The organism is Sandaracinobacter sp. (genome assembly GCF_041909755.1).
Lineage (GTDB): Bacteria > Pseudomonadota > Alphaproteobacteria > Sphingomonadales > Sphingomonadaceae > Sandaracinobacteroides.
In genome coordinates this window covers 16,441-38,208 of record NZ_JAYRCW010000014.1, presented here as the reverse complement: position 1 = coordinate 38,208, position 21,768 = coordinate 16,441, and the positions used below count along the sequence as shown (strand labels likewise).

General features: G+C 70.4%; 20 protein-coding genes. 11 read left to right on the top strand and 9 right to left on the bottom strand.

Annotated features, from left to right (window positions below; translation table 11 throughout):
* From ACE3O8_RS03795 to ACE3O8_RS03775, 5 genes are all read right to left on the bottom strand, one after another.
* On the bottom strand, positions 1-491 hold a 491-nt coding region (locus ACE3O8_RS03795), incomplete at its 3' end, for a polysaccharide biosynthesis/export family protein (protein ID WP_374386946.1).
* Entirely contained in the window at positions 488-1,765 is a 1,278-nt protein-coding gene (locus tag ACE3O8_RS03790) for an O-antigen ligase family protein (protein WP_374386944.1), read from the bottom strand. The genes ACE3O8_RS03795 and ACE3O8_RS03790, both read right to left, overlap by 4 nt.
* On the bottom strand, positions 1,762-2,607 hold the full coding sequence (locus ACE3O8_RS03785; protein WP_374386942.1) for a sulfotransferase: 846 nt from the start codon (positions 2,605-2,607) through the stop codon (positions 1,762-1,764). The genes ACE3O8_RS03790 and ACE3O8_RS03785 overlap by 4 nt, the downstream gene beginning before the upstream one ends.
* Complete coding sequence (locus ACE3O8_RS03780; protein ID WP_374386940.1) at positions 2,604-3,806, bottom strand: DegT/DnrJ/EryC1/StrS family aminotransferase; 1,203 nt, start codon at positions 3,804-3,806, stop codon at positions 2,604-2,606. Before ACE3O8_RS03780 ends, ACE3O8_RS03785 begins: the two co-directional genes overlap by 4 nt.
* A complete protein-coding gene (locus ACE3O8_RS03775; RefSeq protein ID WP_374386938.1) occupies positions 3,803-5,890 on the bottom strand; it encodes a polysaccharide biosynthesis protein in 2,088 nt (695 codons plus the stop codon). The genes ACE3O8_RS03780 and ACE3O8_RS03775 overlap by 4 nt, the downstream gene beginning before the upstream one ends.
* A 357-nt stretch (positions 5,891-6,247) precedes the next feature.
* Between ACE3O8_RS03775 and ACE3O8_RS03770 the strand changes: the two genes are divergently transcribed.
* The 10 genes from ACE3O8_RS03770 (at position 6,248) to ACE3O8_RS03725 (ending at position 16,821) form a co-directional block, all read left to right on the top strand.
* A complete protein-coding gene (locus tag ACE3O8_RS03770; protein ID WP_374386935.1) occupies positions 6,248-7,492 on the top strand; it encodes a glycosyltransferase in 1,245 nt (414 codons plus the stop codon).
* Positions 7,489-8,658 carry a glycosyltransferase family 4 protein gene (locus ACE3O8_RS03765; RefSeq protein ID WP_374386933.1) on the top strand — a complete coding sequence of 390 codons (1,170 nt, stop codon included), beginning with the start codon at positions 7,489-7,491 and terminating at the stop codon, positions 8,656-8,658. The genes ACE3O8_RS03770 and ACE3O8_RS03765 overlap by 4 nt, the downstream gene beginning before the upstream one ends.
* Positions 8,658-9,254 carry a sugar transferase gene (locus ACE3O8_RS03760; RefSeq protein WP_374386931.1) on the top strand — a complete coding sequence of 199 codons (597 nt, stop codon included), beginning with the start codon at positions 8,658-8,660 and terminating at the stop codon, positions 9,252-9,254. The genes ACE3O8_RS03765 and ACE3O8_RS03760 overlap by 1 nt, the downstream gene beginning before the upstream one ends.
* Complete coding sequence (locus ACE3O8_RS03755; RefSeq protein WP_374386929.1) at positions 9,226-10,131, top strand: methionyl-tRNA formyltransferase; 906 nt, start codon at positions 9,226-9,228, stop codon at positions 10,129-10,131. The genes ACE3O8_RS03760 and ACE3O8_RS03755 overlap by 29 nt, the downstream gene beginning before the upstream one ends.
* Positions 10,128-10,814, top strand: a complete 687-nt coding sequence (locus tag ACE3O8_RS03750; RefSeq protein ID WP_374386927.1) for a PIG-L deacetylase family protein — start codon at positions 10,128-10,130, stop codon at positions 10,812-10,814. The genes ACE3O8_RS03755 and ACE3O8_RS03750 overlap by 4 nt, the downstream gene beginning before the upstream one ends.
* Before the next feature lies 1 nt (position 10,815).
* On the top strand, positions 10,816-11,787 hold the full coding sequence (locus tag ACE3O8_RS03745; RefSeq protein WP_374386924.1) for an ATP-grasp domain-containing protein: 972 nt from the start codon (positions 10,816-10,818) through the stop codon (positions 11,785-11,787).
* On the top strand, positions 11,784-12,452 hold the full coding sequence (locus tag ACE3O8_RS03740; protein WP_374386922.1) for an HAD family hydrolase: 669 nt from the start codon (positions 11,784-11,786) through the stop codon (positions 12,450-12,452). Before ACE3O8_RS03745 ends, ACE3O8_RS03740 begins: the two co-directional genes overlap by 4 nt.
* Before the next feature lie 9 nt (positions 12,453-12,461).
* Positions 12,462-13,529, top strand: a complete 1,068-nt coding sequence (locus tag ACE3O8_RS03735; protein ID WP_374386920.1) for a glycosyltransferase family 4 protein — start codon at positions 12,462-12,464, stop codon at positions 13,527-13,529.
* Between the two features lie 286 nt (positions 13,530-13,815).
* Positions 13,816-14,505: a LuxR C-terminal-related transcriptional regulator gene (locus ACE3O8_RS03730; protein ID WP_374386918.1), complete on the top strand. Its 690-nt coding sequence runs from the start codon at positions 13,816-13,818 to the stop codon at positions 14,503-14,505.
* 132 nt (positions 14,506-14,637) lie between these two features.
* A complete protein-coding gene (locus ACE3O8_RS03725) occupies positions 14,638-16,821 on the top strand; it encodes a GumC family protein (protein WP_374386916.1) in 2,184 nt (727 codons plus the stop codon).
* Between the two features lie 26 nt (positions 16,822-16,847).
* On the opposite strand, the gene ACE3O8_RS03720 is transcribed toward ACE3O8_RS03725, so the two are convergent.
* The 4 genes from ACE3O8_RS03720 to ACE3O8_RS03705 form a co-directional block, all read right to left on the bottom strand.
* A complete protein-coding gene (locus ACE3O8_RS03720; protein ID WP_374386914.1) occupies positions 16,848-18,302 on the bottom strand; it encodes an AMP nucleosidase in 1,455 nt (484 codons plus the stop codon).
* Between the two features lie 109 nt (positions 18,303-18,411).
* Complete coding sequence (locus ACE3O8_RS03715; RefSeq protein ID WP_374386912.1) at positions 18,412-18,747, bottom strand: 2Fe-2S iron-sulfur cluster-binding protein; 336 nt, start codon at positions 18,745-18,747, stop codon at positions 18,412-18,414.
* A complete protein-coding gene (locus tag ACE3O8_RS03710) occupies positions 18,744-19,868 on the bottom strand; it encodes a cysteine desulfurase family protein (RefSeq protein ID WP_374386910.1) in 1,125 nt (374 codons plus the stop codon). The genes ACE3O8_RS03715 and ACE3O8_RS03710 overlap by 4 nt, the downstream gene beginning before the upstream one ends.
* Complete coding sequence (locus tag ACE3O8_RS03705) at positions 19,858-20,931, bottom strand: cysteine desulfurase family protein (protein WP_374386907.1); 1,074 nt, start codon at positions 20,929-20,931, stop codon at positions 19,858-19,860. The genes ACE3O8_RS03710 and ACE3O8_RS03705 overlap by 11 nt, the downstream gene beginning before the upstream one ends.
* Before the next feature lie 85 nt (positions 20,932-21,016).
* Here ACE3O8_RS03705 and ACE3O8_RS03700 point away from each other — a divergent pair, with 85 nt between their 5' ends.
* A complete protein-coding gene (locus ACE3O8_RS03700) occupies positions 21,017-21,664 on the top strand; it encodes an alpha/beta hydrolase (protein WP_374386905.1) in 648 nt (215 codons plus the stop codon).
* Positions 21,665-21,768 lie beyond the last annotated feature (104 nt).

The following is a 21,768-nucleotide window of genomic DNA, read 5'->3' as shown; positions in this document are numbered from 1 at the left end:
TCGGGCTTCACCGTGGATTTCACCGCCTCTCCGTTGCCGGGGCGGCTGATCGTCGCCTTTTTCTCGTTCGCGCGGAAGGTATAGCCGCCGGCCATGCTCACGGCCTGGATCACCGTCATCCCCGGCGCATAGGCATATTGGCCCGGCTTCTGCACCTCGCCCAGAATATAGAAGGGCCGGTATTTCACCATCTGCGCGCTGACGCTCGGCTCCTTGATGATCTGCTTCGCCTTCAGCGCCTCGCCGATCGCCGCCTCCAGCTCCGGCAGGGTCCGCCCGGCCGCCGGCACCGCGCCGATCAGCGGCAGGGAAATGCTGCCGCCGTCGCCCAGCGCATAGCTGCCGTTGGCGGCATCCAGCCCGAACACGAAGATCTTCACCTCGTCGCCGGTGCCCAGCCGGTAGGGGCCGGCATCCTCCTGCGCGGCGGCAGGAGACAGGGCGATCAGCGATGCCAGCAGCAGCATCAGGGTCCGCAAGATCCGTTTCATGGCGTCGTCAGCTCCTGTCCTGGAATCTGGTGCAGCCGGGTGCGCCCGCGCCCCGTGCGATAGGCAAGGCCCATCATCAGCAGCACGGGCACGATCCACATCCGGGCATACATGTGCGGGTTGGCGGTGGTCTGGATCAGGAACACCAGGAATCCGGCCGCCGCCAGCCCCGCCGTCAGGCGGTCGATCCGGGCGCAGACAGCGGTGATCACGCCCATCAGCACCAGCAGCCCGATCCAGCCCAGCAGCGCCAGCAGGCCGCCTTCCGTCCACAGCAGCAGATAGATGTTGTGAACGGGCGCGCCATGGGCGCTGACCACGCGGTACTGATCGACGCCCAACCCGATCAGCATGGTGTGGTCCGTCATGTTCCAGGCCTCCAGGATCAGGTCCCACCGCCCTTCGAAGGTGCCTGCCTCGCTGATGTTTCCCCGTTCCAGCGCGGGTGCGACCCGCTTTGCAAAGGCCTGCGGCAACGGCCCGCCGGCCAGCAGATAGAGGCCCGCCGCAGCCGCGCCCGCCATCGTCAGCCTGAGGCCCCGGCGCATGCCCGATGCCGCGCCGACGACCAGCAGCGCCAGAACTGCCGACATGAAGCCGCTGAACGATCCCGCCAGCAGCACCCCCAGCCCCAGCGACAGCAGCAGGATCAGGGCCTGCCAGCCCACGATCACCCGCCGGTTCAGCAGATAGATCACGCAGGGCAGCGCCATCGCGCACATGGCGGAGTTCCAGTTCGCGTCGGCCAGGAACGCCCCCAGACGCCGGCTGCCGGACACGAAGGCGTGCCCGAATGTCGCCTCCAGCTCCATGTAATCGCCGTCATAGCCGAAATAGACGGCCGCGCCGAACAGCTGCATCGCCGCCACGCCCATCGCAAAGGCCAGCAGCAGCTGGCGCGTCTGCCCGATGGACGGCATCACCAGCAGCATGGGCAGCAGCAGATAGGCGAAGCTGTACTGCAACGCGACGACCAGCCACCGCTCCGGGTCGCCGTTGACCATGCTGCCCAGGAACAGGCCCGCCAGCAGCACCAGCACGCACAGATACCAGGGGCCGGACAGCGGCCCGAACGGCGCCAGCGGCAGCCGCCCCGTCTGCACCGCCAGCACCAGCGCCACGCAGAACAGCGCGTCGCTCAGGGTGAACAGGATCTCGAACGGCCGCCAGCTGATATAGGCGGCCGTGAACACCGCTGCGAACAGCACCCAGAAGCGGGCATCCCGGCGTCCGGCACCCGCCGAAGCGTCCAGCCGCGCCGGCAGGGCGTTCACGCCGCCACCCGCGGCCGCGATGACACCCAGCCACCCAGATCGCGGCCGACATGCCGGCCCAGCGCCTCCACATCGGGCGCATACAGCTCGCCCAGCCGGCGCCGCAGCTCTGCATCCATCGGCGGATAGGCGACGGGCCGCGCCAGCCGCCCATGCAGGGACTGGAACCAGCCCGTGTCGCGGAACGGCGCCACCACCGGCTTCAGCGGCGCCACCGCCCGCCTCAGGTGCAGCGGCAGCATCCGCGCCTGGCTGTCGTTGCGGCGCACTTCAGGGGCCACGGGCGTCACCGCGCCCAGCCGCAAGTGGGCCGCCACCTTGGCAAGCTCGGCCTCGGCGTCGGCCAGCACATCGTCATAGAACAGGATGTGCAGCTGGCCGGGCGGGAAATGCCGCAACCAGCGGGACAGGTGCCGCCAGTAGAAGCCGTCCTCCAGGAAGCGCGGATGCGGCCCCCCGGGGGACAGATGCCGCCGGATGTCCCCGTCCACCGTTCCGCGCCGGAACAGCATGCAATAGTCGGAATAGGCCCGGTCCACCGGGTTCCTCAGCTGCACCACCAGCCGCGCCTCGGGCAGCAGCGCCGCCAGCCGCGCCGCCGCCCAGGGATGGGCCAGATAGTCAGCGGATTTTTCCCCGATCCGCGCACCGGCCGGGGCCTCGCGGAACAGGTTGGCGTACCAATCGATCCCCCGGTCGAAGGCGGTGCTGAAATAATGCGGCTCCTGCTGCGGGAGGAAGATGCCCGGCTGGCTCCGCAGCTGGTGCGCGACCCAGGTGGTCGCGCCCTTCACCGCGCCGATGATCGCGAATTCGGGCAGCCTGTCAGCCGGGCGCGTCATGACAGGCTCGCCGCCGCCACAAGTTCCGCCAGCCGCCCCGCCGTCCGGCGAAGGTCGGCAGGCGTCAGCGTCGGGTCAACCTGCAGCACCAGGCTCGTTTCGCCCAGGTCGCGCGCAACCGGCAGCCGGGCAAAGCGGCCCAGCCCGTCGAACGCCCGCTCGCGATAGATTTCCGGGCAGCTGCCGCTGAAGCAGGGCAGGCCCTCGGCCTGCGCCCGCGCCAGGATCGTATCCCGGCTTTCGCCCGGCTTCAGCCGCTCGGGCCGCACAAAGGCGGTCAGCCGGTACCAGGCATGGCCGATCTCAGGCCCCGGCCATGGCAGGCGGATCGCGGGAAGGCCGCGCAGTTCGCCGGCGGCGGCCTCCGCATTGGCCCGGCGCGCCGCCAGCCAGCCATCCAGCTTCGCCATCTGCCTCAGCCCGATCGCCGCCTGCATTTCGGTCATCCGCAGGTTGGTGCCGAAGCCGTCATGCAGCCAGCGGAAGGCAATGCCGGGCGGCTGCGGCGGCTCCAGCCGCTTGCCATGATCCTTCAGCGACCAGGCCTTCGCATGCACGGCCGGATCCTTCACCAGCAGCATGCCGCCTTCCCCGCCGGTGGACAGGATCTTGTCGGTGCAGAAGGAAAATGAGGCCGCATCCCCGAACGAGCCGACCGGCCGGCCGCCGATGGCCGCGCCATGGGCCTGCGCGCAATCCTCGATCACCAGCAGCCCGCGCGCCTTCGCAAGGGCCATGATCGCCGGCATGTCGGCCGGCCAGCCGGCCAGATGCACGGGCATCACGGCCCGCGTGCGCGGTGTCAGAACCCGCTCGATCGTGGCTGCGGTGATTGCCTGGCTGTCCGGATCGACGTCTGCGAACAGGGGCGTCGCCCCCACCCGCACTGCCGCGCTGGCCGATGCCATGAAGCTGCGCGGCGACACCACCACTTCGTCACCCGGGCCGATGCCCATCGCCTCCATCGCCACTTCCAGCGTGACGGTGCCGTTCGCCATCGCAATGGCATGGGCGCCGCCGAACCGGTCCGCGCAGGCCTGCTCGAACGCCCGGCAATTGTCGCCATGATGCAGCGAGTTCACCCGGCCGGACCGCAGCACCCCGGCCACGGCCTCCACCTCGTCGGCCGCATGCACGGGCCAGCCCGACCGCGCAAACCCGGCCGCCTCGGCCAGCCTGTCCTTCAGCAGCAGGCTCATTCCGCCGCCTCGGCCACCTTGGGCTGCTGGCCCCAGCCCACCACCAGCAGGTCGCGCAGCGGATCCACATTGGGCCGCCAGCTGCCGTCCACGATCTGCGGCAGGATCGTCCGCACCGTCACCGCATCGTCTGCCACGGCCGCCGCCGCCAGCCTGTCGAACGCCATGTTCAGGTCTGCCAGCGGCCGTGCCGCCGGCACGGCCTCGAAGATGCCGGGCAGGCTGGAATCCAGCCGTTCCTCGCCGGAATCGAACAGCTCTTCATACAGCTTCTCGCCCGGCCTCAGCCCGATGATGCGGATCGCCACATCCTTTTCCGGCTGCAGCCCCGCCAGCCGGATCATCCGCCGGGCGATGTCCATCACCCGGATGGGCTCGCCCATGTCCAGCACGAAGATGCGGCCGTAATGATCGTCCGCCTGCATCGCCAGCGCCGCCCCCTGCAGGATCAGCAGCACCGCCTCGTTCACCGTCATGAAATAGCGGCGGATTTCCGGGTGGGTCACAGTCAGCGGCCCGCGCCGGCTCAGTTGCCGCTGCAGCAGCGGGATCAGCGATCCCGAAGACCCGACCACATTGCCGAAGCGGGTCGTCAGGAAGCGCGTCTTCACCGGGGCGTTCAGCCCCTCCAGATCCAGCGCCTGGCAATACAGCTCGCCCAGCCGCTTGGTCGCGCCCATCACCCCCACCGGGTTCACCGCCTTGTCGGTGGACACCTGCACCATCGCCCGCGCGCCGAACTTCTTCGCGGCGTCGGCCACGTTGCGGGTGCCGATCACATTGGTCATCACCCCGGCGCAGGGGTTCGTCTCCACCAGCGGCACATGCTTCAGCGCGGCGGCGTGGAACACCAGGTTCGGCCGGAACTTGGCGAACACGTTCATCACATTGTCGCGCTGCCGGATGGAACAGAGCACCGGGTATCGCGGCAGGTCGGGGAAGGTCTCCCCCAGCTCCTGGTCGATGGCGTAGAGGTTGAACTCCCCCGCATCCAGCAGCACGATTTCGGATGGTCCAGCCTTCGCCAGCTGCAGCACCAGTTCGCGCCCGATGGTGCCGCCGGCCCCCGTCACCATCACCCGCTGCCCGGCCACGAAGCGGGCGATGGCGGTGGTGTCCCCATCGCGCGGGGGGCGGCCCAGCAGGCTCGCCAGATCCATGAAATCCAGTTCCAGCCGGCCGGCCTTTTCCGGCAAGGCGCCGATCCCGGCCGGCAGCCGCGCCACCGAAAGGCCAAGCCGCTCCGCCTCTGCCACAAAGCGCACCAGCGTCTGCCCTGTCAGCCGGTCCATCGGCTGGGTGATCAGCAGCACGCTGGGCCGCCGCCCTTCGGCCGCCAGCTGCGTCACCGCCGGCTCCAGCGCCTCGATGCCGCCCATCATCGGCACCCCGCGCACCCGCATGCGCAGATGCCCGGATTGCCCGTCCAGCACGCACACCGGCACATAGCCGGCCGCGGGATTGGCCTGCAGCAGCCGCAGCGCCAGTTCCACCTGATCGCCTTCGCCCACCACCAGCGCCAGCCGGCTGCCCGCCGGCTGCGGCTTCGCGCCCGGTTCGGGAAAGCGGCGCAGATAATCAAGGCCGGCGCGGCGGGCGAGCCGCGTGACCCCCAGCCCGGCCAGCAGCAGCAGCCAGCTGATCAGCGGCACCGATGCCGGCAGCCAGGCAAAGTGACCCAGCAGCATCAGCGCCGCCACCCAGGCGCAGGTAGAGGCGGTGGCCGCCACCAGAAGCACCGGCACGTCGTTGATCGACATGTAGCGCCACGCCCGCTGATACAGGCCCGACACATGGAACACGGCAATCGAGGCCAGCAGGATCACCGGCACGGCAAAGGCAAATCCCCGCACCACATGCGAGGGCACATCCAGGTTGAACCGCAGCAGCAGCGCCAGCCCCACCGCCAGCACGGCGGCCGCCGCATCCAGAGAGGCGAGGATCGCATGGCGGCCGCGCCGGCCGGGCAGGTGCGCCCGCACCCAGGCCGCCAGCCGCGCGCCCCGGCCGGTTCCGCCCGCCGCCGGCTCCGCAGCTGCCGCCCCCATCCCTGTCGCCATCGTGTCCGGCGATGACCTGTCCATCCTGTCCCGTCCCCTGCCCGCTTCGTCCCCGGTGCGTGTCCCCGCGGCGCCTGCGCCCCGGCACACGGCCCCGGCCCACCCCCTTGCCCCGGGGATGGCCATCGAAACCTGTTCCTTAATAGGGCATCCCGTGCGGCATCCCGCATGGGCTTAGGGGGAGTATCCGAACAGGGATGGCATCCCCCAAAGGAAGCATGCCGCCCTTTCGAAGGGGCAGCCGATGCGGCCGTGCCAAAGGTATGATGCCCGAATGTCCACGCGCCGCCGCGCGCCGCCCTGCCTATCCTGAACATGGATGAAGGGCCCGGCCCGCGCCCCGGGGCGCACCGGGCCGGGGAAGGGCGCGGGAAGGTCGGGATGAGAGGGGCCAGCGATCAATCCGGCGGAGATGCGGCCGGCGCCGGTGACGGCAGGATCGGCGTGCTGCACATCATCACCGGCCTCAATGTCGGTGGTGCCGAAACCATGCTCGCCCGGCTTCTGGCCCACCCCGCAACCCGCGCCGGCGGCCTGCGCCACGAGGTGCTGAGCCTGCTGCCCCCAGGCCCGCTGGCAGACAGGCTCCGGTCAGCGGACATTCCCGTGCATTCGCTGCGGATGCGCCGCAGCCTGCCCGGCCCGCGCGACATGCTGCGCCTGATCCGCCATGTGCGCCGCATCCGGCCGCAACTGATCCACGGCTGGATGTATCACGGCAACCTCGCGGCCACGGTGGGCCAGCTGGCGGCGACGCGCCCCTGTGCGCTGATGTGGAACATCCGCCATTCCGTCGCGGATCTCGCGCAGGAGCCGCCGAACAGCCAGCGCGTCATCCGGCTGGGCGCCCGGCTGTCGCATCGGCCCGTCACCATCATCTGCAACAGCCACGCCGCCGTCGAACAGCATGGCGCGCTCGGCTATCTGCCGGAACGGATGCAGGTGATCGGCAACGGCTTCGATTGCGACCGCTTCGCCCCTGACAGGGCCGCCGCGCAAAGGCTTCGCGCCCTGTTCCAGATCCGCAGCGGTGGCGTGATCGTCGCCATGGTCGCCCGCGCGCACCCGATGAAGTCGGTGGACATGCTGGTGAAGGCGGTGATCCGCGCGCGCGAAATGGGCAACGACATCCACCTTCTTCTGGTGGGCGACAGGATGGACGAGCCGGGGCCGGAACTGCGCGGCCTGCTTGCCAATATCCCCCCCGAACGGCGGACCCTGTCCGGCGCGCGGCTCGATGTCGCCAACTGGCTGCCGGGCGTCGACATCGTGGCGCTGTCCTCCAGCTGGGGCGAAGGCTTCCCCAACATCGTGGGCGAGGCGATGGCCTGCGGCGTGCCCTGCATCGCCACCGACGTGGGGGATGCCGCCCGCGTGATCGGGCAGACCGGCCTCGTCGTGCCGCCGGGCGACGAGCGCGCGATGGCGCAGGCGCTCGACAGGCTCGTCCGCCTCGGTCCCTCCGGGCGGGAGCTGATGGGCATCGCCGCGCGCAAGCGCATCCGCGACAATTTCTCGATCCAGCGCATCGCGACGGATTATGCCGATCTCTATCTGCGCCACGCAGGTCTGTTCCCGCTGCCGCAGGGCAGCCGGCCGGCGGAACCGAAGGCGCTCGTCGCATGACGGCGCCCAAGCGCCGGGTTCTCGTCATCGGCAGCCTCGCCTGGTCGCTGGTGAACTTCCGGGGCCGCCTGCTCCGCGCCATGGCCGAAGCCGGCCACGACGTGATCGCCGCCGCCCCGGACGAGGATGCAGAGGTGCGCGAAGCCCTTGGCGCCATGGGCGTCCGCTTCGTGACCGTCCCGATGGAGCGCACCTCGCGCAATCCTGCGGCGGACCTGCGCACGCTCTCCGCGCTCGTCACGCTGATGCGTGCCGAACGGCCGGACAGCGTGCTGGCCTATACCCAGAAGCCCATCGTCTATGGCGGGATCGCCAGCCGGATCGCGGGCGTCCCCGAATTCCACGCGATGATGTCGGGCCTCGGCTTCGCCTTCACCGCCGAAGGAGACGCCCCGCCCTCGCCGCTGCTGCGCCTCGTCGCCGGGCTCTACCGCGTCGCCCTCGCGGGGGCGCGCAACCTGTTCCTGTTCAACGCCAGCGACGAGGCGGACATGCGCCGCTTCGCCATGATCCCGCCGGGCGTTCCCGTCCGGCAGGTTCCCGGCTCCGGCATCGACACCGCGCGCTTCGCCCAGCGGCCGCTGCCGCCCGGCCCACCCGTCTTCCTGCTCGTCGCCCGGCTGATGGTCCACAAGGGCCTGCGCGATTTCGCGGACGCCGCGCGCCTCGTGAAGCGCAGCCATCCCGATGCCCGCTTCCGGATCCTGGGCCCGCCCGATCTGAACCCGGCCGGCCTGCCCATGGACGAGCTTCGGGGCTGGGTGGACGAGGGCCTCATCGACTATCTGGGCGAAACCCGCGACGTCCGGCCCCATCTCGCCGCCGCCACCGTCTTCGTGCTGCCCAGCTGGTATCGCGAAGGCCTGCCCCGCTCCATCCTGGAAGCAATGGCGACCGGCCGCGCCGTCATCACCACCGACACCCCCGGCTGCCGCGACGCGGTGGTGGACGGGGAAACCGGCCTGATCGTGCCCCCGCGCGATGCGACGGCGCTGGCAGACGCGATGGGCCGCCTTGCGGCGGATCGCACGCTTGCCGAACGCATGGGCGCGGCGGCGCGGCGGCGGGCCGAACAGGTCTATGCAGTTGAAAAGGTCAACGCCCAGCTGCTGCAGGCCATGGGTCTTTCCGCCCCGGCCGGCGCCCCCGCGCTGGAGGCTGCCTGATGCGCGCCCTGGCAGACAGGCTTCTGGCGCTCCTCGCCGCGCTTGCGCTGTCGCCGCTGGCGGCATTGACCGCGCTTGCCGTCGCACTGGGGATGGGCCGCCCGCTGCTGTTCCGCCAGCAGCGCGCCGGGCTTGGCGGCCGCCCCTTCCAGCTGCTGAAGTTCCGCACCATGCGCCCGCCTCGCCCCGGCGCGGACCCGCTCGCCGACGATCAGGCCCGCACCCCGGCCCTCGGCGCCTTCCTGCGCCGCACCCGGCTGGATGAACTGCCCCAGCTGCTGAACGTCATCCGGGGCGAGATGGCGATCGTCGGGCCCCGGCCCCTTCTGCCGGATACCCTCGCCGCGCTTGGCGAACGCGGCCTCCGGCGCGGCAGCGTCCGCCCCGGCCTCACCGGCTGGGCGCAGACGCACGGCGGCCCGCGCCTGACAGAAGCCGACAAGATCGCGCTCGACCTCTGGTACATCGACAACAGAAGCCTCCTCCTCGACCTTCGCATCCTGGTCCTCACCCTCAGCGTCATCCTGTTCGGTGACCGGCCCGACAGGGCCGCTGCGGATATCGCCCATGCGCGCACTGCTGATCGGCGCAGTTGAATCCACCGCCGTCGCGCTCCGCGCGCTCGCCGCCAGCCCCGATTGGGATCTGGCCGGCCTGCTGACGCTGCCGCCGGAGCTCGCCGCGCGGCACAGTGATTTCGTCGATCTCGGCCCCGCCGCCCGGCAGGCGGGGGCAGCCCTGATCCGCGCGGCAGACGGCAACAGCCCCGAGGCGATCGAACAGGTCCGCGAACTGCGCCCCGACATCGCCTTCGTGATCGGCTGGTCGCAGATCTGCCGCCCCCCGCTGGTCGCGGCGGCAGGCGGCCGCATGGTCGGCTATCATCCCGCGCCGCTGCCCCGGCTTCGCGGCCGCGCCGTCCTCCCCTGGACGATCCTGCTGGGGGAACCCATCACCGCGGCCAGCCTGTTCTGGGTGGATGAAGGCGTCGATTCCGGCCCGATCATCGGCCAGCGCTTCTTCCATGTCGCGCCCGACGAAACCGCGACCAGCCTCTATGCCCGCCACATGGCCGCGCTCGACGGCCTGCTGGGCGACGTGCTGCCGCAGATCGCCCGGGGCGAAACCCCCGGCACCCCGCAGGACGAGCGCTTCGCCACCTGGGCCGCCCGCCGCACCGACCGCGACGGCCGCATCGACTGGCGAAAGCCCGCCGCAGACGTCGCGCGGCTGGTCCGCGCCGTCACCCGCCCCTATCCGGGCGCCTTCAGCGGAGACGGAGACGGCCGGCTGCGGATCTTCACCGCCGCCGCCACGGCCGAGGGCCGCCGCCACGCCGCCATGCCGGGGCAGGTCATCGCCGTCACCTCCACCGGCTTCCTCGTCGCCTGCGGCGACGGCGAGGCCCTTGCCTGCACGGACTGGCACGGGCCAACGCCGCGGCTGCACCAGATATTGGAGAACGGGGCATGACAGACCTCGCCGCCCGCTTCGGCAAGGCGCTGGTGATCGCGCCCCATGCCGACGACGAGGTGCTGGGCTGCGGCGCGCTCCTCGCCGCCCTGTCCCGCGCCGGTCTTGCCCCGGAAGTCGCGATCGTCAGCCAGGGCCATCCGCCCGACTATCCCGCCGGGCAGGTGGCGGCGCTGAAGGCAGAGGCCGCCAGCGCCCACGCCATCCTCGGCGTCGCCGCCACCCACTGGCTCGGCCTGCCCGCCGCCCGGCTCGACACGCTGCCCCACGCCGATCTCAACGCCGCCATCGGCCGCCTCGTCGCGCAGGTTCGCCCGGATACGCTGCTGTTGCCCTTCCCCGGCGACATCCACCTCGATCACCAGCTGGTGTTCCGCTCCGGGCTCGTCGCCGCGCGCCCCGCCGGGCCCCACCATCCCCGGCTGATCCTGTGCTACGAAACGCTGTCGGAAACCAACTGGAACGCCCCGGCGCTCACCCCCGCCTTCGCGCCCACCCTGTTCGCCGACGCGACCGCCACGCTCCCCGCCAAGCTGGAGGCCTTCGGCGCCTATGCCTCGCAGGTCAGGCCCGATCCGCACGAACGCTCGCTGAGCGCGGTTCAGGCGCTCGCACGGCTGCGCGGCGCAACCGTCCACCTGCCGGTGGCCGAAGCCTTCGTCCTCGTCCGCGCCATCTGCTGAGATGCGGATCCTCCTCACCTCCGCCGGCCGGCGCGTGGAGCTGCTGGGCTGCTTCCGCCGCGCCGCGCTCGATCTGGGGCTGAAGCCCCTCCTCCACGCGGCCGACCTTGCCCCCGACGCCAGCGCTGCCTGCCGCCTGGCCGATGCCCGCCATGCCGTGCCCCGCGCCGATGCGCCCGGCTATGCCGACGCCGTCCTCGCCATCGCGCGCCGCGAAGGCGTTCAGCTGGTGGTGCCCACCATCGACACCGAACTGGCCGCGCTCGCCGACGCCCGCCCGGCCTTCGAGGCGCAGGGCATTCACGTCGCCATCGGCAGCCCCGAACTCGTCGCCATCGCGCGGGACAAGCAGCGCACCGCCGCCTTCCTGCAAGCGTCCGGCATCCCCGCCCCCCGCACCGCCCCGCTGGAAGATGCGCTGGGCGATCCGGGCGGCTGGCAGGGCGCGCTGTTCCTGAAGCCGCGCCACGGCAGCAGCGGGCGCGGCATCCGCCCCGTGGAGTCGCTCGCCGGCCTGTCTTTGCAGGACTTCCCGGAACCCATGCTGGTTCAGGAGCGGCTGTCCGGCCCGGAATTCACCGTGAACTGCTATTTCGATCGCACCGGCCGGCTTCAGGCCGCCGTCCCGCACGAGCGGCTCGCCGTGCGCGGCGGCGAAGTTGAAAAGGGCGTCACCCGGCGCGACCCAGAGCTGGAATCGATCGCCCGGGCGCTCGCTGCCGCCCTTCCCGGCCCGGCCGGCGCACTCTGTTTTCAGGCGATGCGCGGCGCCGACGGCTGCTTCCGCCTGTTCGAGATCAACGCCCGCTTCGGCGGCGGCTACCCGCTCGCACACGAAGCCGGCGCACCCTTTGCCCGCTGGCTGATCGAGGAGTGCCTCGGCCTTCCCCCCAGCGCCGGAAACGGCTGGAAGGAAGGCGTGCGCATGCTCCGCTACGACAGCAGCCTGTTCCTGGCGGACGATCCGGGATGAGACCCCGCGCCATCGTCTTCGACCTCGACGACACCCTCTATGCCGAACGGGACTATGTGGAGAGCGGGTTTCGCGCCGTCAGCCGCTGGCTTGAGCGCAACAAGGGGCCATCGGGCTTTGCCGACGCCGCCTGGGCGCTTTTCTGCGCCGGGCACAGGGGCGACATCTTCGATCGCGCGCTGGCGATGCTGGGCGAACAGCCCGCGCCGGGCCGGGTGGCGGAGCTGGTGCAGCGCTATCGCCGGCATCGGCCGCGCATCCAGTTCGCGCCCGATGCCGCGCGCTGGCTGGCGCGCTCAGCCGGCCGCATCCCGCTCGCGCTCATCACCGACGGCCCGACGGCCAGCCAGAGCCGCAAGGTCTCCGCCCTTGCCTTGCGCGGCCGGGGCTTCGGCCCCATCCTGCTGACGGATCGCTGGGGCGTGCCGTTCCGCAAACCCCATGAACGCGCCTATCGCGCCGTGGAACGGCGGCTGGGGCTGAAAGGGGACGCGCTCGTCTATGTGGCCGACAATGCCGCGAAGGACTTCCTCGCCCCGCGAAGGCTGGGCTGGCAGACGGTGCAGATCCGCCGCCCGGGGGCACTGCACGCCGGGCCGCCGGCCGCGCCCGAATATGGCGCAGACCGCGTGATCGACAGCCTCGACCAGCTGGAATTCGGCTGAAGGCCTGCCTTGCACATCGGCATCGTCACATCCGGGCTGGGCGCCGGGGGCGCCGAACGGGTGATCGCCCTCGTCTCTGCGCACTGGGTCGCGGCCGGGCACAAGGTCACCCTCTTCACGTTCGACAGCCCGGCCGATCCCGTCTTTCACCCGCTCGATCCGCAGGTCCGCCTCGTCCGCCTCGGCCTGCCGTCCGGCGGCTCCCGGTTCGGCACGCTCCGGCGCATCCGGGCGCTCCGGGCCGCCTTCCGCCGGGAAGCGCCCGACGCCGTCGTCAGCTTCCTGTTCAAGATCAATGTCCTAACCCTGCTGGCGGCGGCCGGCCTGAGGCTTCCGGTCGCCGTTTCGGAACGCAACCACCCCCGGCTTCAGCCCGCCCACCCGGCCTGGCGATGGCTCGCGCGGCACACCTATCCGCGTGCGCGCGCCATCCTGTTGCAGACCGACGCGAGCCGCGCCGCCATGCCCGCCCCCCTGCGCAGCCGCTGCCGCGTCATCCCCAACCCCGTCAGCCGCTTCGATCGCACCCCCGAAGCCGATGGGCCGAAAATCCTGTCCGCCGTCGGCCGGCTGGAGCCGCAGAAGGGCTTCGACCAGCTGATCTCGGCCTTCGCCCGGATCGCGCCGGACCATCCCGACTGGACCTTGCGCATCCGGGGCGAAGGCCCGCTCCGCCCCGCGCTGGCGCAGCAGATCGAAGCGCTGGGCATGGCCGGCCGGATCGAGTTGCCGGGCCTCAGCGACGGCCCCGGCGGATGGGTCCGCGAAAGCGCCGCCTTCGCGATGACGTCCCGCTACGAAGGCTTTCCCAACGCGCTCGCCGAAGCCGGGCTCGCCGGCCTGCCCCGGATCGCCACCCGCTTCCAGTTCGGCGCGGACGAACAGATCGAAAACGGCGTGGACGGCCTGCTTGTCGAGCCCGGAAACATCCCGTCACTCGCCATGTCGCTGGACAGGCTGCTTTCGGATCGGGGATTGCGGGACTCGCTGGGAAAAAATGCCCGCGACTCGGGCCGCCGATTCCTTCCGGGCCGGATTCTCCACCTTTGGGACGGACTTCTACCCCTTTTGGAGTAGCCAGAATTCGCTGATCGAACCGAAATCGCCGCCCGGCCACCCCCTTCGGGCCCGGAATCCGCGCAATGTGACCCCGTTTGGCGCCGTCCGGCCAATCTTTGCTTGTTCACCGCGACTGCCAAATGTTACTCTGAAAATTGAAGTCGAGGGGGGGCAACACTCAAGGCTTCACAGTTGAGGGTAACAGAACAACCGAAAGCAATTTGTGTTCAGGCTTGTAGCCTGCGCAGCTGGGCGTTTTTTACTGCGCGGGAACTGGCCTCTCGGTCGGGAGAGGGTGGTTGACATGATGCATGAAGCAACCGGGGGTGACGTCGTGATCGTCGGCCGCAACGCGATCGTTCGCGAAGGCCTCAGGCGAATACTGACGGATGAAGGGTTTCACGTCCGCTCCGCGCAGACGGATGAAACGGGGTGGATATCGGCGGACGAGGATGTCGAGCCGGCGCTTGTCGTCGTCGATTCCCCGGCCATCGACGAGGGCGTGGACATGTGCGCCCTGCTGCGCGGGGCCTATCCGCAATCCAAGATCGTGATCATCTCGGAAAGCCATGACCTCGATTCCGTGTGCCGGGCCTGCTCGGCCGGGATCGACGGCTATGTGCTGAAGGCGATCGGCTGCGAAGCGCTCGTCGGCGCGCTGAAGCTGGTGATGCTGGGCGAAAAGATCATCCCGGCGCAGAGCCTTGCCCTGCTGACCAGCAGCCGCCAGTCCGCCGGTCCGGTGGAGGCACCCGCCGCCCCGGCCGATGTGGAACTGACAGACCGGGAAATCGAGATTCTCGGCCGGCTGGTCCACGGCGACGCGAACAAGATCATTTCGCGGCGGCTGCAGATCACCGAAGCGACGGTGAAGGTTCATGTGAAGGCGATCCTCAGGAAGCTGAAGGTGATGAACCGCACCCAGGCCGCGATCTGGGCGGTGAACAACGGCCTGTTCTCGCTTCCGGAACCGCAGCTGCGGAACGCGGCCTGAACAAGGGTGCCCCAGCGCCCGCAGGGGCGCTGAGGGCGTAATCCCATTGAAACACCGCCCGGCGGGCTGGTTGTGGTAAATGTGCCGGACATGTCGGCGTCCGGCATGCGCGGATTGGAACAGGCGGATTGTATGGCGACTCGCGCAGCCCGAAATGTGCTGAAGGGGGCGGACGGGAAGGCGCCCCCGGAAGACAGCATGGAAATGGATCCGCACGATCTCGTGCGGATGCTGTGGCGGCACAAATATGTGATCCTCGGCACCGTGCTCGCGGCAATTGCGGCCGTCCTCTTCTATCTCGCCCGCGCGACTCCGCTCTACACCGCCACCACCACGATCGAGGTGAAGACCGGGCAGGACCTCGGCGCCCAGATGCAGGGCGCCGCGCGCGCCATGACCCCGCAGGACGAAGTGCGGATCGCCACCCATATGGAGCTGCTGCGCTCCCCGGTGCTGGGCCAGGACGTCGTCCGGGATCTCAACCTCGACCAGGATGCGGAATTTGTGCCCACGGATCTCGACGCCAGCCTGCCCGACGACAAGGACGAAGCCGAAGCCGTGCGCCTCGCCGCCGTGACGGAGCAGCTGTTCGATCGGGTGCAGGTGGCGCGGGTGGGGCAATCGGCGCTGATTTCGGTGTCCGCCACCACCACCGATCCGGAAAAGTCCGCCGAGATCGCCAATGTGATCGCCGGCACCCACCGCAAGAACCTCGTCCGCGAACAGAAATCGGTGACCAAGCGCGAGATCGCCGCCGCCGAGGACCGGGCCGGAACGCTCCGCCGCGAAGCGCTGGAGGGCGAGCGCATGGCTGTCGCCCAGAGCAAGGCGGCCGGCGCCGCGGGCGGGCTCGACAGCCAGAGCGCGATCAGCACGGCCGGGCTGTCGGCCCAGCTGTCCGAAGCGAAGGCCGCGCGGGCGGCGGCGGAAACGCGCTTCAGCCAGCTGGGGCGGATCGGCGGCGGCGTCGCCGGGCCGGGGTCTGCCGCCTCGCCGCTGCTGGCGGATCTCCGCAGCCAGCAGGCCACGCTGGACAAGCGCATCGCGGAACTGTCCGCCCAGTTCGGGCCGGGCCATCCCGATCTTCGGGCCGCAACGGCGCAACAGGCCGAGATCAGCAGCCGCCTCGTGGAGGAAATGGCCCGCGTGCGGCAGGAAGCCGCCGCCGAAGTCTCCGCCGCGCGCGCGCGCGAAGGGCAGATCGCCGCCGACCTCGCCGCCGCGCAAGGACGGGTGACGCGCGCGGCCGATGCCTCGGTAACGGTCTCCGATCTCCAGCACAGCGCCTCAACCAACCGGCAGCTCTACCTCTCGCAGCTGGCCCGGCTGCAGGAACTGCGCGGCGAGGAGAACAGCCTGCGGCCGGACGCCTCCATCGTCGCCAAGGCGCTGGTGCCGATCGAGCCCGCCAGCCCGAAACCGGGCCGGCTGCTGGCCGTCGCGGTGGCGGGCGGGCTGCTGCTGGGGCTGGTTCTGGCCTTCGCGGTGGAGGTGATGGACCGGCGCATCCGCACCAGCCTGCAGGTGCGGCGGATCACCGGGCTGAACACCCTTGCGCTGGTGCCGGAGCTGACGGCGGGCCGGGCAGATGTCGATCCGCTGGTGCAGCTGCGCGAGGAGCCGGGTTCGGCCTTCTCCGAAACCATCCGCTCCCTGATGCTCGATGTCGTCGGCTATGTGCGCGGCGTCGGCCGGGTGCTGGTGATCACCTCCTCGCTGCCGAAGGAAGGCAAGACGCTGCTGTCAGTTTCAATCGGCGCGGCGGCGGCGCTGTCCGGCCGGCGGACGGTCGTCGTCGATCTCGATCTCAGGCGCCCGGCCGTTGCCTCGATGCTGAAGGTGGAGATCGGGGAGGCCGATCTGAACCAGTGCCTGACGATGCCGGGCGTACTGGATTCGGAAACCGTCTCCGCCGCGATCGTGCCCCATCCCGAGGTGGACAGGCTCAGCGTGCTGGGCGCGCGGGAACTGCCGGCGGATGCCGGCTCCCTGCTCGCCTCGGAACGGGTGGACGATCTCATCCGCATCCTGCGCAAGCGCTATGACCTGGTGGTGCTGAACGCGCCGCCGATCCTGCCCGTGCGCGACGCCAAATATCTGGCCCGCCTGTCAGACGTGTGCCTGCTCGTCGTCCGCTGGGGCCGGACCGGGCCGGATGCCCTGCGCGCCGCGAGCGAAATCCTGGGCCGCAGCGTGACGGCGGCCGTCATCAACCGCGTCAATCTGAAGCGCCACGCCGACAGCAAATATGGCGACCAGCTCCAGCACTTCCAGAGCTACGCCAGCTATTACGGGGGCCGCAAGGAAGCCGCCTGAGGGCGGGGCCGAACGGCCCCGGCCCCTCACCTGAACGGCGGCTCGTCGAACGCCCGCAGCTTGCGGCTGTGCACGCGGCCGCCTTCGGCGCGCAGCATTTCCACAGCCTCGATGCCGATCTGCAGATGCTCGGAAATTGCGCCCTCGTAAAAGCGGTTGGCCTGCCCCGGCAGCTTGATCTCGCCATGCAGCGGCTTGTCGGAAACGCACAGCAGCGTGCCATAGGGCACCCGGAACCGATAACCCTGCGCGGCGATGGTGGCGGATTCCATGTCCACCGCCACCGCCCGGCTCTGGTTGAAGCGGCGGGCGGACAGGCCGAAGCGCAGCTCCCAGTTGCGGTCGTCCGTCGTCACCACCGTGCCGGTGCGCAGGCGCGGCTTCAGCGCCTCGGAATCCAGCCCCGTCACCTGCCGCGCCGCGGCAGACAGCGCCAGCTGAACCTCGGCGATTGCGGGAATCGGGATTTCGGGCGGCAGCATGTCGTCCAGCACATGATCGTCGCGCAGATAGGCATGGGCCAGCACATAGTCCCCGATGGTCTGGCTGGGGCGCAGGCCCCCGCAATGGCCGATCATCAGCCAGGCCTGCGGGCGCAGCACCGCCAGATGGTCGGTGATCGTCTTGGCGTTGGACGGCCCCACGCCGATGTTCACCAGGCTCACGCCCGCGCCGTCCGGCGCCATCAGGTGCCAGGCCGGCATCTGGTGCTTGCGCCAGCTGCCGTCGCCCTGCGCCGCGTCGGGCGTGGCCGTGGCGGCATCCAGCAGCGCCCCGCCCGAACAGCTGAGGTGGGTGTAACGGCTGTCCGGCTTCTTCAGCTCCGCGCAGGCCCAGCGCACGAACTCGTCCACATAACGGTGATAGTTGGTGAACAGGATGTGGTTCTGCGTGTGGTGGGCGGGCGCGCCCGTGTAATGCTTCAGCCGGGCAAGCGAGAAATCGGTGCGCGGCCCGTCGAACAGCGCCAGCGGGCGCGGTTCTTCCGGGTCCTGCATCCACAGCCCGTCCGGCAGTTCGTCGCCGATATGCTTCAGATCCGTCGTCGGGAAATGCCGCGCCAGTTCCTTCGCGGCGGTGGCGTCCAGCACCAGGTCCTTCGCGCCGTCCAGCACATAGGGGAAGGGAATCTCGACAGACGACCGGCGAACCGACAGCGTCGCGTCATAATCGCGCAGCAGCAGCGAGATCTGCTCTGTCAGATAGCGGCGGAACCAGTTGGGATGGGTGATGGTGACGGCATAGCGCCCCGGCGTGTTCAGCCGGGCAAATGCGCGCGACAGCCGGGGAACGCCGTCGTCAGCCCCCCAGTCCAGCACCAGTTCGGGATAGGCGAACAGCCCCGCGGCGCGCTCTTCGGCGCCCGGCGGCGGGCCGCCTTCCAGGAAGCGTTTCAGCCCGGTGCGAAGATTTTCAACGGAGCGTTCGTGGATTTCGGCCAGTTCGTCCACCAGCCGTGCTGCTTGTTCTTTTTCGTTCATTTCCATCCCCCCCTATGCCACCGGCGCAGCCGTCCGGCTAGGGGGGGAACCTAAGGGGCCACCGTTACGCGCGGATGGCGGGGGCCTGGGCCCTGAACGGCCGACGGGCCTAGCGCCCCTGCATGTTGGTGTGGCCGGGCGGCAGGCTGGCCGTGAACTCCGCGATCCCGTCGGGCAGATACACCTGGCAGCTCAGCCGGCTGGTGGGCGCCACATGGGCGGTGAAGTCCAGCATGTCCTCTTCATGCTCGGTGGGGGGCGGCAAGGCGCGGAACAGATCCCTGGGCAGGATCACATGGCAGGTGGAACAGGCCATCGCCCCCTCGCACGTGCCTTCCAGCGGCAGGCCCAGCGCCTGCGCCAGATCCAGCAGGCGGGCGCCCGGCGCGGCCACCGTCTCGGCGGCGAGGCTGCCGTCCGCGTTCAGGAAGCGCACCCGGATCATGGGCGCAGCCGCTTCACGGTTTCCGCCAGCTCGCCCAGCGCATCCTGCAACATGTCCGCCGGCATGCCGGGCTGCCAGCCCAGGCGCAAGGTCTGCCGCGCCTGCTGCCCCGTCAGCCCCAGCGCCGCCAGCACATGCGAAGGCCGCCCCGAGCCGGACGAGCAGGCCGAGCCGGAGGACAGGGCAAGCCCCGGCAGCGCCGAGATCAGGCGGGACGCGTCGAGGCCGGGAAAGCTGACCGACAGGTTGCCGGGCCAGCGCTGGTTGCCCAGCGGATCAGGGCCGTTCACCCGGTGCGGGATCGCCGCCAGCGCGGCAATCGCCACCTCCATCAGACGCCGCGCGGCAGCTTGCGCCGCCTGCGGGTCGGCCGCGGCTGCCGCAGCTGCAAATCCCGCCGCCAGCGCAGGGGATTGCGTGCCCGATCTCAGCCCCGCTTCCTGCCCGCCCCCGTCCAGCAGCGGGGCGACCGCCGTGCCGGGGCGCACCCACAGCGCCCCGATGCCCTTGGGTCCGCCGATCTTGTGGCCCGACAGCGACAGAAGATCGACATCGGCCGAAAGGTCGAGCTTGCCGAAGGCCTGCGCGGCATCCGTATGAAACAGCGCGCCAGCGCCCCGCGCCTCGGCCGCCAGATCCGCGATGGGCCAGATGCTGCCCACTTCGTTGTTGACCCACATGGCCGACACCAGCGCGATGTCGCCGCCGGCCAGTGCGGCTGCAAAGGCCTGACGATCCGGCATCCCATCCGGCTGCACGGGCAGGATGGTCACGGCCCCGCCCATCGCCGCCAGGTGGCGGGCGGATTCCAGCACGCAGCTGTGTTCGGTCGCAAAGGTCAGCAGGCGGCGGCCCGGATGCCGCGCCATCACGCCCTTCAGCGCCAGATTGTTGGATTCCGTCGCGCCGGATGTGAAAACCAGCCCATCGGCCGGGCGGCCCAGCCGCGCCGCGACCGCCTCGCGCGCCGCTTCCAGCGCCGCCTTCGCCAGCCGCCCGCCGCGATGCGCGCTGTGCGGGTTCCAATGGTGCCGCTCCAGCCAGGGCAGCATGGCCGCCAGCGCCTCCGGCCTCAGCGGGCTGGTCGCCTGCGCGTCGAGATCGATGGGTTCAGGCCGCATTCGCACGCCGCGCCAGCGGGCCCCAGGCCGCCAGGAAGCGCCGGACATCCGCCTCCGTCGTGGACCAGCCGATGGACACCCGCAGCGATTGCCCGGCCGCCTCGCCCAGCCCCATCGCCGCCAGCACGGGAGAGGCCTTCAGCGTGCCCGACGAACAGGCAGACCCCTGCGAGACGGCGATGCCGGCCATGTCCAGCTGCATCAGTTGCGTGGACGCCGGCACGCCCGGCAGGTGCAGGTTGCTGATGGTGGGCAGCCGCCCGGCGTCGGCCGCATTCACCCGCGCCCCCAGCGCCAGCGCCTCGCGCTCCAGCAGCGCCTGCAACGCCGCCGCCCGCGCCGGGAAGCCCGCATCCCAGGCCCCGATCGCCGCCGCCCAGCCCAGGATGCCGATCAGGTTTTCCGTGCCACCGCGCCAGCCCTGTTCCTGCCCGCCGCCCTTCTGCACGGGATGGAAATCCGTCTTGCAGCGCACGATCAGCGCGCCCACCCCCATCGGCCCGCCCATCTTGTGGGCAGACACCGCCACGAAATCGGCGGGCGGAACGGGAAGTTTCCCGGCCGATTGCACGCAATCCGCCAGCAGCCGCGCCCCCGCGCCATGAACGGCCGCCGCGATCGCAGCCATGTCCTGCACCACGCCGGTTTCATTGTTGGCGTGCTGGATGGCGACGAGCGCGCCTTCGGGAATGGCCGGCAGCAGCACCCGCCCGGCCCCGTCCACCGGAATGCGGATCGCGTCCGCCGCCGCCTCCAGCACCGCGGGATGCTCGGTCGCCCCCACCAGCCGTGCGCCTGCCTCTGCCCCGTTCAGCGCCAGCGCCAGCGCCTCCGTGCCGCCGCTGGTGAAGATCAGGCTGTCAGCCGGCACCCGGAAAAAGGCGGCGATCCGGTCCCGCGCGGCATTCAGCGCCCGGCGCGCGGCGCGGCCGGGGCCATGCACGGACGACGGATTGGCCCATTCCCCCGATCCCAGCCGGGCGGCGGCGTCCGCCATGGCGGCGGCGGCTTCGGCGCGAAGCGGGGCGGTGGCGGCCCAGTCCAGATAGGCGGGATCGTTCATGAAGCTTGCATTTTCCTCGTCCGCTTCCTTATAGCCCCGCTGTGCCGGAAGCCATGCCCGGCGCCTCAAGCATCAAGGAAACCGCGTGCCGGAAGTCATCTTTCCAGGACCCGAAGGCCGCCTGCAGGGGCGCTACCAGCCCGCCGGCAAGCCCCGCCCCCCCGTCGCCATCGTGCTGCATCCGCACCCGCAGGCCGGCGGCACCATGAACAACCCGCTGACGCTGGCGCTCTACCAGATGTTCGTGAAGCGCGGCTTCGCGACCCTGCGCTTCAACTTCCGTGGCGTCGGCCGCTCGGAAGGCGTGTTCGACAACGGCATCGGCGAACTCTCGGATGCGGCCTCCGCGCTGGATTGGCTGCAGGCGATGAACCCGGAATCCGCGGGCACCTGGGTCGCGGGCTACAGCTTCGGCGCGCTGATCGGGATGCAGCTGCTGATGCGCCGGCCAGAGGTGAAGGGCTTCATCTCCATCGCGCCGCCCGCGAACCTCTATGATTTCGGCTTCCTCGCCCCCTGCCCCTCTTCCGGCCTCATCGTGCAGGGCACCGGCGACGAGGTGGTGACGGAACCGGCCGTGCAGAAGCTCGTCGACAAGCTGAAGACGCAGAAGCACATCACAATCGATTACGAGAAGATCGAAGGCGCCAACCACCATTTCGCCCAGGAATCCGAAGAGATGATGGGCAAGGTGGAAGCCTATCTGGATCGCAGGCTGCTGTCCGGACGCTGACGCCACCCGCGATTTCCGATCCGCAAGAGGCCCTGGCGAAAGCCGGGGCCTTTTCTTTTTGCCCGCAATTCAATGGGATGGGCCAATCCGAATCAATCTGATTC